Raw genomic sequence first — 14739 nt, 5'->3', positions numbered from 1 at the left:
CATATTATGTTCTCAGAAAAATTCCTTTACCCATGATTTCATCTTGTCAAAAATCTTCTTGAAATTATCCTCGCCTCCAAGACTCTTCTTACCCTTCCTGTTCTTCATCTGCTCAAGACCGTACATACAAAGCCCCACACCCGTGGCATGAATCGGAGACTTGGCAGCTTCTGTAAGCCCGCCGAATCCTGATGGAACACCCAGCTTTACCGGCATCATAAACACCTTCTCAGCCAGCTCCTGTATCCCCTCCATCATCGATGCTCCCCCGGTAAGTACTATGCCCGCTCCAAGCATATCCGCATACTCGGTACGCTTTATCTCACGGAAAGTAAGGGAGAGAATCTCCTCCAGACGCGGCTCTATTATCGAAGCAAGCACTGCCTTGGAAACTTCTCGCTGCTCCCTTCCGCCAACACCCGGAACACTTATATACTCGTTTCCTTTTACCAGCGATGAATAAGCACATCCATACTGTTTCTTTATCTCCTCTGCCCTCTCGATAGGGGTGCGGATACCGATCGCTATATCACTTGTCACGTTTTTCCCGCCCAGACCTACCACTGCGGTATGACGGATACTCTCGTCGAAATATATGGCTATATCCGTAGTGCCCCCACCCATGTCAACCAGCGCTACCCCAAGCTCCTTCTCATCTTTCTCCAGCACCGAATAACAGGACGCAAGCGGCTCCAGCACAAGGTCGATCACCTTCAGACCTGCTTTGTCAACACTCTTGTAGATATTCTGTGCAGATGTCACGGCTCCGGTGATGATATGCACCTGGGTCTCAAGTCTCACACCGCACATCCCTATGGGATCCTTTATCCCCTTCTGCTCGTCAACAACATACTCCTGAGGAATAACATGCAGAATCTCCCTGTCCATGGGAATGGAAACAGCCTTTGCGGCGTCCTTCGCCCTCAGTACATCGAGCTCCGTTATCTCGTTGTCATCACGGGAAATCGCCACAACACCTCTGCTGTTTATAGCCCTGATATGATCTCCCGCTATACCCACCCACACAGAGTCCACATCAACACCGGCCATCAACTCCGCTTCTTCAACCGCCTTCTGTATCGAACGGACAGTCTTGTCGATATTGACAACAACACCCTTCCGCAGACCATCGGAGGGATGTACTCCTACTCCGATAATCTTCAACTCTCCGTTTGAATCGACTTCAGAGATTATACAGGCGATTTTTGTAGTACCTATATCCAGCCCGACAATTACATTCTCTTCCATTTAAACCTCCATCAACGATATTTCAAACACTCTTTTTCTTTTCCTGTCCCTCTTTACACCTAATCAGCCACTGACCGCACAATCTCCTCTTCCACCTCACTTCTCTGCGTCACATAAGCAAGATTCTGATAACACAGATTTATTCTGGCAGGAAGAAACTTTTCCGAGCTGAGGATTTTCTCGATCTCAAGCAGTTGATTTAAGCGTTCAACTACATCTTCTGTCCCAATATCGATCACCGATGGAACCCCCTTGAGCACCAGACGCACCATGCAGTCATGCGACAGGTCAAGCTGAGAAAACCTGGAAAAAAGCCCGCCATCAACCTCCCCCGCTTCCCTGAGAAAATCATTGAGCCTTTCTGTTCCCTTCTTGTCAATAACTCTCCTGCCGGCCTCATCCACCGTGTCCCGCAGTCCGGAAACAAGAGGAAGCAAAGACACAGATCCATTGGGCAGAGGCAGAAGCACACCCTCATCATCAACCTGCATAATCGTGCCGAAATTTACCAGCGCAACTGGTTCACGCTCTGCAATCGCTATTATCACCCTGCCGTTAAGCTTTCTTTTCAGCTTCACACTTTTAACCCACGGATCAGCACTGACTGCCGATTTCACCACATCTTTCTTTATGGAATAAAGCTTCATCCCAGGCCTCAATCCGCAACGGGCGATTATCTTCTGTTCCTCTGTCCTGAGACTCCCCTTTACCGATATTTCCTTTACATTTAACAGATCCGACTTCTCAATCCGGTTCCTGAGCTCTGAAAACCCGATCGTCCCTGCATACAGCAGCCCTCCCACCGCAGTACAGATAAAGAGAGCCGAGCCGATACGCACGATTGACTTCCGCAGCCCTTTGCGAATCTCCGCTCTCCTGGTAACAGCCCTTTTACGGTTGTTCGCTCCTACTCTCTTAGCCATTTAACGCCTCTACCAGTTTCACAGCGCTCTGCCAGATATCACCAGCACCCATCAATATCACAGCGTCTCCAGCTCTGAGATCTTTCTGTAAAATCCCGACAAGATCTCCGGATTCCTGTACATATACAGCAGATCTGTGATTTCCGCTCTTCAGTTTCTCGACTATAAGCCCTGACGAAACTCCGGGAACCGCTTCCTCTCTTGCCTTGTAAATTCCTGTAACGTAAACACTGTCCGCCTCAGAGAGACTCTCCACAAAACCATCCATAAGCTCTCTTGTCCGGGAGTAAAGATGAGGCTGGAAAACCGCCACTATTCTCTTGTATCCGCATCTTCTCGCCGCGTCTATCGTTGCCCTGATCTCTCCGGGATGATGCGCGTAATCATCGATAACGGTTATCCCGTTTACCTCACCGGCTATTTCAAACCTCCTCCGGGCACCCTGACACTTTGCAAGACTCTTCTGTATTACTTCAAAAGAGATTCCGGTACGGTCAGCCACCGCGATAACAGCCAGCGAATTGAGCACATTGTGCATGCCCGGAATATTAAGTTTGATCTCACCCAGTTCAGTGCCTCTTTTATACACAGTAAATGAGGGCTTTCCGGATGTAAAAGTGATATTTTCTGCAGTGTAATCACTTTCACTCTCTATCCCGTATGTGATAACATTACCGCTTATTCTCGGAAGAATATCCCTTACTCCCGGATCATCTTTACAAGCCACAACGGCTCCGAAAAACGGCACCCTTGCTGCAAAACTCACAAAAGCATCCTTGATATTTTCCAGACTTCCATAACAGTCCAGATGATCCGCATCGATGTTTGTGATCACAGCAACAGAGGGATACATGGCCAGAAATGATCTGTCATATTCATCCGCTTCAGCCACCATGATATTTCCGGTACCAGTTACCGCGTGTGATTCCGCGCCACGGATAACACCACCCACTAACACCACAGGATCAATCCCTGCATCCTGAAACACCGCACCAGTCAGAGAGGTCGTTGTTGTCTTTCCATGCGTACCCGCAATACAAATCGTGTAATGGGCTCTCATCAGTTGTCCAAGGACCTCTGCACGGCGCATGGATGGTATACCATGTTCCGCGGCATACACTCTCTCAGGATTGTCTTCTCTTATCGCGCTTGAATAAACCAGCAGTTCGGCTTCTTTCAGATACTTTGGTGAATGATCGTACTGCACCGCGATCCCCAGGGACTGAAGGCGCTCTGTCGCGGAGGATTTCTGCCTGTCGCTTCCAGTCAATTGATGTCCGCGGGAAAGCAATACCTCGGCAAGTGGACACATCCCTGCCCCTCCGATTCCGACCAGATGAATTTTTCTGGAAAAATCCTTCATGCTTTCCTTTTTACATCCGTATTGTTTGACACCGGCAAGACAGGCCTGAACCTTGGCTGCATTGTGTCAAACCGCGACTGACTCGAAATATTTAAAAGAATACCCATGCTGCTCATCATGAAAATCAGACTCATTCCCCCGTAACTTAAAAACGGAAGAGGAACCCCTGTTGTAGGAATCAATCCGGTTCCCACACAGGCATGAACAATCACATAGGACGCAATTACAAAAGAGAACCCGAAAGCCATCAACTGGCCCATCCTGTCCGGAGCACGGAGCGCTATTCTCATACCCCTGTACACAATGAACGCAAACAAAGCCATTATGATCATCAGCCCCAGAAACCCTATCTCCTCACCCATTATCGAAATGGCAAAGTCGGTATGAGGCTCAGGAAGGTAGAAGAATTTCTGCTCACCTTTACCAATGCCAACCCCGAAAATGCCGCCGTTTCCAAGTCCGATAAGCGACTGGTAAGTCTGATAACCAAGACTTGAGGTATTATCCGACATCTGAAGAAATCCGGTAAGACGCGCACGCCTATAAGGTGTCTTAAGCACCAGAAAAGCAGCCACCGGAACCACAGCCAGAAACAGTGAGGCCAGATGTAAAAACTTTGCGCCTGAAAGAAAGAGAATCGCCAGACCTGTAAGTGCAAGTATCATACAGGTGGAAAAATTAGGCTCAAGCAGAATCAAGATACACACAAGGCCGATTTTCAGCAGGTTCGTCAGAAGTACTGACCACTCCCTGATCTCTGCACCCGCCTTCTCACAGCTCCTTGCCAGAAGCAGTATAATAGCCATCCTTGCAACATCGGAAACCTGAAAACTCACCGGTCCCAGGGAGATCCATCTTTTTGCCCCGTTTACAGCATGGCTGTCAGGAAGGAAAAGCACAAAGACAAGCATCCCGACCGCGATCACGTAAATAAGGTTGCTCAGACGTCCCCACAGATGATAATCGACATTTATGAAAACCATGAAACTGATTATCGCGACAACAGCCCTGATCGTCTGACGGGAGAGGAAGAAGTCAGATCCACCGAAACGGTACTGTGCCAGGGCAAATGATGAGCTGTAAACAAAGATTATCCCGAATCCCAGCATGATAAGAAGCGCCGTAAAGAGACCGATATCCATCTTTGCCATTCTGTTGCTCATGATATCGCCCTCTCACTGACCAGTTCCCGTACCAGTTGCTTGAAAACATTCCCGCGCTCTTCATAACTGATAAACATGTCAAAACTCGAACAACCCGGCGAAAATACAACCACATCACCGCTTGCAGCACATCTGATAGATTTCAGTATCGCCTCATGCAGTGTCCCGGCTCTGTTTATCGGAGCAAGCCCATCCCAGATACCCTGCATCCTGTCAGCCGCCTCACCAATCAGACAGATATCACTTACATGCTTTCTGATATATTCATTGACAACGGCGAAATCGCATCCCTTGTCCCTGCCACCGGCAATAAGATGAACTCCGCCCGGAAAAGCTGAAACCGCTACAGCCACCGACTCTGCTGTAGTAGATTTGGAATCATTATAAAACTTCACTCCATCGAGTTCCGCCACATACTCCAGCCTGTGCGGCAAACCCTCAAAATCGCAGAATCCCTGACTTATGACATCTTTGTCAACTCCTGCAGCAACAGCCAGGGCAGCGGCAGCACAGGCGTTCTCATAATTGTGCTTTCCCTTTATGCGCATTTTATCAACGTCAGGAATTACACCGCTCTCACCGCGGAGCCTGAAACGGATCGTACCGTTTTCATAATAGAAGCAGTCACATCCCGGAACATCCCCTCCGAAATAGACCACATTTGTCCTCTCCTGCATCGATGCTGCCCATTCCCTCAAAAGAGGATCATTGGCGTTTAATACAAGGTAATTTTCCTTAGTGAAATTTCTGGCGATCTCTTTCTTGGCATTGTAATAATCCTCTTTGCTGCTGTACCGGTCCAGATGATTCTTCATCAGATTGAGCACTGCAGCACCAAGCGGCCTGAATCCCTCGATATTCTCAAGCTGAAAACTTGACACCTCAGCAGCGACAAAAGCATTCTCCGGAAGCTGTGGCACTTCACTTATCACAGGAATCCCTATATTGCCGGCCACAACCGAAGGCAGTCCCGCAGCTTTAAGTGCGGCACCAAGAAGAGACACTGTGGTGCTTTTCCCTGTAGAACCGGTCACCGCAAGAAATGTCGCGGCACTTGCCTGAAATCCCAGTTCCATCTCAGACCAGACCGGAATTCCCATCTCTTTTGCCTTTAAAAGAATCGGCAGGTCTGAACGGACTCCCGGCGAAAGCACGATAAGCTGGCTGTCAAGAATCCTCTCTGTGTGTCCGCCCGCTTCGTATTCGACTTTATCGTGTAACTGGTCAGTCAGAATCAACTCCAGTTTATTCTCTTCACATGTGTCACTGATAAAAACCTTCGTGCCCTTCTGAGAGAAAAAAGCCGCAGCAGCCAGACCGCTTCTGGCTGCCCCTATTATAGAAACCTTCTCAGGATAACTGTTTCTGAAATCAAATCTCATATCTAAAACTTCTCGAAAATGGTTTCCAGATAAATTCCGCGGGATCCTTTCAGAAGAACTGTGTCCCCTTTACAGAGAACTCTTCTGGCAATATCCACCGCTGACCCGGCATTTTCAACTGTAAATATCTTCCCCGACGGTAACCCTTCCTTCTCTGCCGCCCTGCCTACCTCACGGCTGAACTGTCCCACTGCAATCAGCTTTTTCACACCAGCTTTCACTATCTGTCTGCCAAGCTCCCTGTGAAGCTTAACAGAGTATTTCCCGAGCTCGAGCATATCCCCGACAATGGCAACCCTGCTGCCCGGTCTGGATACATCAGCCAGGTATGCCAGCCCGCTGCTCATCGATGACGGATTGGCGTTGTAACAGTCAACTATGAATGACACTCCTTTTTTCTTCTCTATCCCACCCCGCATCGATACCGGTCTCTGATCCGCAAGCGCACTTATTATCATTTTTTCCGGTATCCCGCAGCGGCGTCCCAGAAAAATCGCGGGAAGAGCGGCATATACAAAGTGACGGCCGGGCATCTGAAGACTGTAGCGGCTCCCGTCAACATCAAAACTCAACCCGTCAGGAGTCACCTTCAGGTTTTCAGGACGTACTGAACAGCGGGATGACAATCCGTAAAACTCCGCCGCAAGCCCTCTCTCCCGTACTCCCTTTACCAGACGGGGATCATCGCCGTTTAAGAGCAGAAAACCTCCACGGCTCAATCCGTCAGCTATCTCGAATTTCGCTTTACATGTGTTCTCAATCGAACCAAACAGCCCAACATGTCCGTATCCGATGTTTGTAATAACGGCGATATCCGGTTTTGTGATAAGTGATAACTCGTGAATCTCTCCCACATGGTTGGCACCCATCTCGATAACCCCGGCCCACTCGTTTCCACAAAACTTCAGGATACTCATCGGCACGCCGATATGATTGTTCCAGTTTCCAAATGTCTCCCCGACACTCATCCCCTGACGAAGCACCGATGAGATAAAGGTGCGGGTTGTGGTCTTACCACTCGAGCCTGTGATACCTATGAAAAGTATCCCCATCTCTTTCCTGTAACGTGAAGCGGCCTTCTGAACCGCCTTGACCGGATCGGAAACAAGAATAAGCTTCTTTTTCTGCGCGGCGCTGAGTGAAAGCTCTGCCTTTCTGTCAACTATGGCCGCAGAGGCACCGGCCTTGAACGCTGCCTCCACATACCTGTGCCCGTCATCATTCTCTGTCTTTATAGCCACAAACACATCGCCGGGTCCGATCTTGCGGGAATCATTACATACCATCCCGGCAGGCATCTTTCTCTGACGCTCCCCGATTTGAGATTTCCCGCCGCACCACTCTATGAGTAAGCCCAGCGTTAGTGTTGTACTGTTCTTATCGTGTCCGCTCAATTTTTATCTCCATGCGCAAGCAGCTCCATTACAACTTCTCTGTCGTCAAAATGGTGCTTTACGCCGTTAATTTCCTGATAGTTCTCATGTCCTTTTCCCGCAATAATCACACAATCACCCTCCCTGGCAATAGAGAGTGCCTGCTTTATGGCAGAGCGTCTTTCTGTGCAGACCATGTGTGGAAAATCCAGAGGTATACCATCGAGGATCTGATCTATTATCGCCTGAGGTTTCTCCGTGCGGGGATTATCCGATGTCACTATTGCCTCATCACTGTTTTCCGATACTATCCTGCCCATAATCGGACGCTTTGTCCTGTCCCTGTCTCCACCACATCCAAAAACACATATCAGTCTCCCCTTAGTGAGAGGACGGGCTGCTTTAAGAACATTCTCCAGAGCATCGGGAGTATGCGCATAGTCGATTACTACCGAAAAAGGAACATCAGCATCTACCCTGTCCATTCTTCCGGGTACTGTCTTCACATTGTCAAACGCACTTTGGATCTGCTCATCAGTAAAACCCATCGCGCGTGCCCCGGCAATCATCGATGCCATGTTGTAAATGTTGAAAAAGCCCTTCAGAGCAGAACTGAATGTGACTCTGCTGCCGTTCTCCTCGATTTCCACCCTGCAGCCGCTCCAGTCACAGTCCCAGGAAACGATTCTGACCCGTGCTTTTTCATTACGGCCGTAAGTCACGCAATTGGCACCTGTCAGTTCTTCCGCCAGACGCGCACCCCAGGCATCATCGATATTGATTACAGCCGGTGCTCCGGAAACCATATAGTCTGTAAAAAGGCGCTTTTTTGACTGATAATAGGATTCCATGTCATGATGAAAATCGAGGTGATCCTGTGTGAGATTGGTCCAGACCGCGGTATTGTAAAGAAGCCCTCCGATCCTGTCTAGGGAAAGAGAGTGCGATGAAACCTCCATAACAAGCCCGGATGGCCTGCGCTCCGATTCCCCGATCCATCTGAGAATATCGAGTGCTTCTGGTGTCGTATGGCTGGCAGGGATCCGTTTTCCCCCAAGATGAAAATCCACTGTGCCGAACATCCAGATCTGTTCTGATGGAATCCTCTGGCAGAGGAGCTGTTCGTAAAGATGAGCTGTTGTTGTCTTTCCGTTTGTACCGGTGATCCCAACACAGATCATCCCGGAAAAGTCCACTTCCCACAGAGCCGCTCCAAGTTTACCAAGTGATGATCTTAAATTGACACTCTTTATACATGGCACAGCCAGACCCGGATGGAGCTTCTCAGAAATCACAGCGGCAGCACCCCTGGAGAGCGCATCGGCGATAAACAAATCACCGTCAAGACGGGTACCGGGAATGGAAACAAAAAGCGATGCGGGTCCGGCTTTCCTGGAATCATAACAGATATCCAGGATCTCCGGATCGGCCTCTCCCGATCTGTCAATCACCTGCAGTGCAGATCTCTTGAGTAATTCATTTAACCGCATCAGTAAAATCCATTCAGCTCTCTTAATTTCGTAGCGGCATCTATCTTATTCATCACATTAACCCTCAAACGAACAAAACAGCGTACAAACCTCCGCCGATTTGACATGCAGGCCTTGAGCAGGATTCTGCCTGCGAACCGTTCCAGCACCTACAGCAAACGGCTTGAGCCCGCGAAGATTCACCATGTTAATCGCATCACGCAGGTCTTTACCCACGCATGATGGCACCTCAACCTTAACACCCGGCCTGCTCTCAGGAAGATCAAAATAGAGAACCACCTCAGATCCGCTCCTGAGCACTGTTCCTGGTGACGGGATCTGGTAGGTGACCTTGGAGCCATTGCCGCTTAACCTGCAGCGTATCCCCGCTGAATCAGCCAACTGTTCAGCTCTCTTCCTGTCAAGCCCGCAGAGAAAAGGAACGACTGTTTCCTTTTTGTCCTGCTTCTTCTGCTCCGGCTCAGCCTTGTTTTTCCTGAGAATCTTCTGTGCAAACTCAAGCTCAGGATGACTTATGATCTGAGACATCATCTTGCGGAATGCAGGCGCTGCAGCCACTCCGCCCATCTCTCCTCTGGCCGGCTCATCGATCATCACACCGCAGAGAAGAACCGGGTTTTCCGCAGGAACAAACCCGATAAACGAAGACCATGAACGGATCTGGGAATAGGTGCCGGAATCCGGTTTCTGTGCGGTTCCTGTTTTGCCCGCAACCGAAACCCCTTCAATGGCGGCGTTCTTTCCTGTCCCCTCGTCAACAACTTTCCTAAGCATTACTCTGAGTCTCGATGCCACATCCTCGGAGAGAATACGCCGAACAGGCCTGTATTCCGCGCTGTCAATAATCTCCCCGTTTCTGCTCTCTATTCTTTCGTAAATTCTGGGGGTTACAAGAATTCCACCATTTGCCACAGCAGCGAAAGGAAGTACCATCTGCTGAAAAGTCACCATAATCTCCTGCCCGATAGCCATCGTGACCCTGGTACGCCCTGACCAGGACCGCACAGGATGAACAATGCCGCTCTCCTCACCGGGAAGGTCTATTCCGGTCTTTGTCCCGAATCCGAAATCTCTGGTGTACCTGTAAAGAGTCTCATTGCCCACATCATTGGCGATCTTGGCAAAACAGACATTGCTCGATTTCGCGAGTGCATCTGTGAAAGTAAGGTAACCGTATGGGACATGATCCCTTATTACCTGATCGTAAACCTGAAATGCACCGTTATTGCCGAAGATAATGTCGCTTTCTTTCTTTATGTTTTCCTGAAGAGCGGCGGCAGCGGTGATCAGTTTGAATGTGGAACCCGGCTCATAGTTGGCGCTGATACATCTGTTCTGACGCTGTGCGAGAGAGTAGTGCAGCGGCACATTGGGGTTGAATGAAGGCTCGTTTGCCATCGCCAGGACTCTGCCGCTGTGAGGATCCATGACAATGCAGACCCCTGATTTCGCATTCAGGTTGCTTACAGTCTGACGCAGGACAGTCTGGACTATCTTCTGTATATCGCTGTCAATTGACAGTATCAGGTTGTAACCGTTGCGTGGTTCCTTGGACGGGAGTCCGATTTTGCGGTACTTCTTGTTTCTGCCATCCTTCTGCAGTATTGTCCATCCATCCTCGCCCCGAAGGAAATTATCAAAGGCAAATTCAACCCCGCCAAGCCCGTATCCGTCGGTGCCTACATAACCCAGAAGAGGCCCGGCGATGTCCCCCAGGGGATACACCCTTTTTACCCGTGCCTGGCGCTGCCCTGAGGCATTCACTCCCAGCACTTCAGGCTTGACCGAGATGGAATGTTCAATGCTGGAGGCGAGCGCTGCCCCTCGCCTGTCAAGAATAGATCCCCGCTGGGCTGTGAGGATATGGCGATGCTGGGTCTGGTCACGGCTCCTCTCTGCGTATCTTTTACTTTCGAGAATCTGAATCGAAAAGAGGCGTGCAATGATGAGAACTCCGCCCAGAGAGAGCAGTACAGAGATAAAGTACAAGCGCAGCCTGAACTGATTCATCAGCCCTTGTCCCCGTAAAAAGTCCTTTTCAGAAACGCCAGAAGCTCCTTTGGACTGTAGAGAATTTTCAGATTCTTTGACTTCTCAGGAGTACCTACAATCACAATCTGCTTTGAAACCGGGTACTCTAAAGACAGTGCCTCTCTTGCAAACTGCTCGATTCTCGCCGTAGAGGAGTACCTTTGAACCATAAGCCGCAATGTAGCTTCCTCTTTTTTCAGTACAACCAGGGAATCAGCCATTGCGCTCATCCGGATCGATGCATTATTGATATACACCTGTTTCCAGACTGCCAGAAGCGGTCCGGAGATCATAATGGAGAGCATCGCTACCCAGAGGAGCATGGAACGGAAACGGATAATTGGTTTGAGCATTGATTCCTCTTTTCGCTTATTCATAATGCGACCGCCGTTCTTTCCGCGACTCTGAGACGGGCGCTGCGGGAACGCGGATTTCTCCTGATCTCCTCCTCGGAGGGTTTGACAGCACCTTTAGTTATCCGCTTAAGCAGTACAGGTTTATTACATTTGCACACCGGTAAACCCGGCGGACAAATGCAACTCTGCTCCTGCTCTCTCATAAACTCCTTGACCATCCGGTCCTCAAGCGAATGGTATGCTATCACAGCCAGCCGTCCTCCGGCTCTGAGAAAACCAACCACCTTGTCCAGAAATCTCCTCAGTTCACCCAGCTCATCATTTACAGCTATGCGCAGGGATTGAAACACCCTGGCGATTATCTTTACATCGAGATGCCCGTACTCTCTGCTGAGACACTCACGGAGATCGCTTGATGTCTTGAGCTCCGGGCAGGACTTGATAGCCCTGGCCATGCGTGAGGGATTTCTTATCTCACCATAGCGGGAAAGGATATCCGAAAGCTCCTCCTCACTCATTCTTTCCAGAAGAGAGGCAGCGGTGGTTTCATCATCGGCACTCATTCTCATGTCAAGTTCACTGTCGCGCATATAGCTGAAACCGCGCTCGGTGCTGTCGATCTGAAAAGATGAGAGCCCGAGGTCGAGCAGGAATCCATCCACAGCACCAATGTCATGCTTGTCAAGCACCTTGTTGAATTGAGAGAACCGCTCCTGTTCGATAATCTGAGCGGCATCACTCTTTACAGCATGAGACTTGTTCCAGTTTACGGCATCTATGTCGCGGTCGATACCGATAAGAGTCGCATTGGAATCCAGTTTCTCAGCCAGAGCCCTGAAGTGTCCTCCGCCGCCCATGGTGCAATCCACATAAACGCCGTCTTTTCTGGTTACAAGCAGCCCCGTAACTTCATCCCTCAGAACAGGTTCGTGATAGAATTCTCTGTTCATTTTGCCGGTAACCTGCTTTCGACTGACTGGAAGAAGACTGTGTCGAAATCATCATCGGCACCCAGGTACTCATCGTAGCGGGCAGTGTCCCAGATCTCCAGGTAATTGGCATGACCCACAAGAGAGACATCCTTGGTGATTCCAGCTATTGACATTTGCGCAGGGCTCAGGGTGATCCTTCCCTGAGCGTCAAGTGTTGATTCGGATAGTGTATTGTAGAGGAGTCTTTTATGTCTCAGTGTTTCGGGTGTTTCGGGTCTGGAGGCAAGCTCTGCCTCGTAGACATCCCACAGATCACGGGGGTATGCGCGCAGGCAGTTATTGGGCGCACGACAAATAATAAAAGTCTCGTTGGCCTGCGGACTCATCGATTTGCGGAACTTCGCTGGAATGTTGACTCTCCCCTTATTGTCGATGGAGTAGTCAAACCTTCCGTGGAACTGTCCCATAATTTCCCCCACAATTACCCACTATTACCTACAATTACCCATTAGAATACTTTATTATGGGGAGAATGTCAAGGTTTTTTGTGAATTTGAGCAAAAAGGGACGGACTGCTTTTTTACTTTTTTGTCCTGCCAGGGGACGGACTATGTTTTTACTTTTATGGAAATCATAGGGTATAAGGCATTCAAATCTCCAGGAGGGGGAATAATTCCGGGTTCGGGGAGGAAAAATGGAAAGAGTTCGGCAAGGGACGGACTACTTTTTTACTCTTTTTTGGGCTTAAGCTTAGCTCCTAATCCGGGTTCCTCGATAGAAAATGCATATACATATATATAGGTAAGAGGAGGGTTTGCCCGGCGGTTTTTCCGTAATTCATCTCCGGGGTGAATTATTAAATTAACCGCTTAAGTCGTTATTTCTCCTCAGAGGTGAATTTTTAAACACTGGCGAGAAAAACTTTTTGCATCAGATTTCGCCTGATTATCCCCATAACCGAACACTGCTTCCACTGTCCCATTTTTTCGGAAAAGGGGACGGACTACTTTTTTGCTTTTTTGGGAGGCCACCAAAGCTTCACTCCCCCACTCATCCGGACGAGGGAAAGAAACCCACATTCCTGAAAGGAAAAATCCAATACAGACAAATGAGGATTTGATCAGTCCTGATTCCTTAATTCATCTCCGGGGTGAAATTATAACTTAACCGATTAAATCAGAAGCCAACATTTAAGAGCATATGGAAATGGCAGGAACCGTGTCCGGCTCTCCTCCACAACCTTGGGTACGACAGCACAAGGTTACGATCCCTTTTCCATCCTGCTGCACAAGAACGAAATAGAAATCCGGTATACAATTATCGTTTCTTCTTCCACCAGTAAAGATTGAGAGGATTCTTTTATCCAGAGCCGTCTTTCCGAAATTCACCTCCGGGGTGAATTTATGACTTAACCGCTTAAGTCACCATTTCTCCTCAGAGGTGAATTTTACACGGGCCAGAATAACTTTTACCCCAAACATTTCCACCTGGTCATGCTATAGCCGATCCCCTGCCTCCACTACCCATTATTTGGATCATACCCCTGGAAAAATTGGGGACTGACCTTTTGGAAGGTCATCAAGGCTTCACTCCACCACTCATCCGGGCGAGGAAAAGAAACCCACATTCCAGAAAGGAAAATCCAATACAAACAATGGGGATTTGGGCGGTCCTGATTCCATAATTCATCTCCGGGGTGGAAAATGGCTTCATGTTTGTTATTGTAATAAAAAATATCAGTATGCAAATTATCTCTTATACATAGACACCGATATTCTGCCTTGCAAATACCTGGTTTTTGATCTGGGTTACAGTAAAGAATTTCAACACACAACCTGGATTACAGAGCCTGATGGTTTTGTCGCATACCACGAAAACAACTTTATTTTCTGGGATTTATCAAGATTTGACGTTTCAGAATTCAAATAGTTCTCAAGGGCGCCTTCAGGCACGTTAGGTACTCTTTCCCCTGCCCCCCTTAGTTTATCTCTCGCGAGGGGACGAGGGGACGAGCCAGAACGTTCCACATGTTTCCTGAAAAAGCAGGAATCTGTAAATATTTTCACGCAATTACTCACGAAATCACAGTTCAAACTCCGTTATACAATTATCGTTTCTTCTTCCACCAGTAAAGATTAAGAAGCCAGCTAATCCAACCCAACTTGCAACAGTTTCCCGCTGTCCACTGCACTACGTCAACACAGACCCGCCTTCGCTAAGAAGCTACATTGGGGCTGAAGCCTGTGGGTAGACTTCCACCGCCAGATCTTTTTTCTACAACCCTGTATCTGGATGCCTGTTTTCACAGGCATGGCGCCATAGATAATTTTTACTTTTTTAAAGAAAGTCTTAAACCCTCTCCCAGTAAGCAATTTTTCCCCTTTGACACCCTCCGGCCCAGACATTTAATTTATAGTTAAGCTGAGCAAAACTAATGCGAAAAAACTATTATTGTTATACCTGGTGTAAATAAAGAAT

The 14739-nt window shown here is 48.7% G+C and carries 11 protein-coding genes; all 11 read right to left on the bottom strand.

Annotated elements, in window-relative coordinates; all coding sequences use genetic code 11:
- Window positions 1-12: 12 nt before the first annotated feature.
- The 11 genes from ftsA to mraZ are packed head-to-tail and all read right to left on the bottom strand — an operon-like array spanning window position 13 to window position 12728.
- Window positions 13-1248, bottom strand: a complete 1236-nt coding sequence (gene ftsA / locus GX089_10545; GenBank protein NLP02924.1) for a cell division protein FtsA — start codon at window positions 1246-1248, stop codon at window positions 13-15.
- A gap of 59 nt (window positions 1249-1307) precedes the next feature.
- Entirely contained in the window at window positions 1308-2171 is an 864-nt protein-coding gene (locus GX089_10540) for an FtsQ-type POTRA domain-containing protein (protein ID NLP02923.1), read from the bottom strand.
- The gene (locus GX089_10535) at window positions 2164-3534 is read right to left on the bottom strand and encodes a UDP-N-acetylmuramate--L-alanine ligase (GenBank protein NLP02922.1); all 1371 of its coding nucleotides are present in this window, start codon (window positions 3532-3534) and stop codon (window positions 2164-2166) included. The genes GX089_10540 and GX089_10535 overlap by 8 nt, the downstream gene beginning before the upstream one ends.
- On the bottom strand, window positions 3531-4697 hold the full coding sequence (locus tag GX089_10530; GenBank protein ID NLP02921.1) for a cell division protein FtsW: 1167 nt from the start codon (window positions 4695-4697) through the stop codon (window positions 3531-3533). Before GX089_10530 ends, GX089_10535 begins: the two co-directional genes overlap by 4 nt.
- Window positions 4694-6079 (bottom strand): UDP-N-acetylmuramoyl-L-alanine--D-glutamate ligase, encoded by a 1386-nt coding sequence (murD, locus tag GX089_10525; protein NLP02920.1) that lies wholly within the window; start codon window positions 6077-6079, stop codon window positions 4694-4696. The genes GX089_10530 and murD overlap by 4 nt, the downstream gene beginning before the upstream one ends.
- Before the next feature lie 2 nt (window positions 6080-6081).
- Window positions 6082-7473, bottom strand: a complete 1392-nt coding sequence (locus GX089_10520) for a UDP-N-acetylmuramoyl-tripeptide--D-alanyl-D-alanine ligase (protein NLP02919.1) — start codon at window positions 7471-7473, stop codon at window positions 6082-6084.
- Window positions 7470-8942, bottom strand: a complete 1473-nt coding sequence (locus GX089_10515; GenBank protein ID NLP02918.1) for a UDP-N-acetylmuramoyl-L-alanyl-D-glutamate--2,6-diaminopimelate ligase — start codon at window positions 8940-8942, stop codon at window positions 7470-7472. Before GX089_10515 ends, GX089_10520 begins: the two co-directional genes overlap by 4 nt.
- 57 nt (window positions 8943-8999) lie before the next feature.
- A complete protein-coding gene (locus tag GX089_10510; protein ID NLP02917.1) occupies window positions 9000-10952 on the bottom strand; it encodes a PASTA domain-containing protein in 1953 nt (650 codons plus the stop codon).
- Window positions 10952-11350, bottom strand: a complete 399-nt coding sequence (locus tag GX089_10505; GenBank protein NLP02916.1) for a hypothetical protein — start codon at window positions 11348-11350, stop codon at window positions 10952-10954. Before GX089_10505 ends, GX089_10510 begins: the two co-directional genes overlap by 1 nt.
- A complete protein-coding gene (rsmH, locus tag GX089_10500; protein ID NLP02915.1) occupies window positions 11347-12279 on the bottom strand; it encodes a 16S rRNA (cytosine(1402)-N(4))-methyltransferase RsmH in 933 nt (310 codons plus the stop codon). Before rsmH ends, GX089_10505 begins: the two co-directional genes overlap by 4 nt.
- Window positions 12276-12728, bottom strand: coding sequence for a division/cell wall cluster transcriptional repressor MraZ (gene mraZ / locus GX089_10495; protein ID NLP02914.1), 453 nt, complete (start codon window positions 12726-12728; stop codon window positions 12276-12278). The genes rsmH and mraZ overlap by 4 nt, the downstream gene beginning before the upstream one ends.
- Between the last annotated feature and the right edge of the window lie 2011 nt (window positions 12729-14739).

Source organism: Fibrobacter sp. (assembly GCA_012523595.1).
Lineage (GTDB): Bacteria > Fibrobacterota > Chitinivibrionia > Chitinivibrionales > Chitinispirillaceae > JAAYIG01.
Note: the sequence above shows the minus strand (reverse complement) of the source record. Positions and strands in the feature narration are given on the sequence as shown.

Excerpts from the sequence above, each read along its gene's own strand:
- ftsA (NLP02924.1), bottom strand. The coding sequence starts at position 1,248 with ATGGAAGAGAATGTAATTGTCGGGCTGGATATAGGTACTACAAAAATC.
- GX089_10540 (NLP02923.1), bottom strand. The coding sequence starts at position 2,171 with ATGGCTAAGAGAGTAGGAGCGAACAACCGTAAAAGGGCTGTTACCAGG.
- GX089_10535 (NLP02922.1), bottom strand. The coding sequence starts at position 3,534 with ATGAAGGATTTTTCCAGAAAAATTCATCTGGTCGGAATCGGAGGGGCA.
- GX089_10530 (NLP02921.1), bottom strand. The coding sequence starts at position 4,697 with ATGAGCAACAGAATGGCAAAGATGGATATCGGTCTCTTTACGGCGCTT.
- murD (NLP02920.1), bottom strand. The coding sequence starts at position 6,079 with ATGAGATTTGATTTCAGAAACAGTTATCCTGAGAAGGTTTCTATAATA.
- GX089_10515 (NLP02918.1), bottom strand. The coding sequence starts at position 8,942 with ATGCGGTTAAATGAATTACTCAAGAGATCTGCACTGCAGGTGATTGAC.
- GX089_10510 (NLP02917.1), bottom strand. The coding sequence starts at position 10,952 with ATGAATCAGTTCAGGCTGCGCTTGTACTTTATCTCTGTACTGCTCTCT.
- GX089_10505 (NLP02916.1), bottom strand. The coding sequence starts at position 11,350 with ATGAATAAGCGAAAAGAGGAATCAATGCTCAAACCAATTATCCGTTTC.
- rsmH (NLP02915.1), bottom strand. The coding sequence starts at position 12,279 with ATGAACAGAGAATTCTATCACGAACCTGTTCTGAGGGATGAAGTTACG.
- mraZ (NLP02914.1), bottom strand. The coding sequence starts at position 12,728 with ATGGGACAGTTCCACGGAAGGTTTGACTACTCCATCGACAATAAGGGG.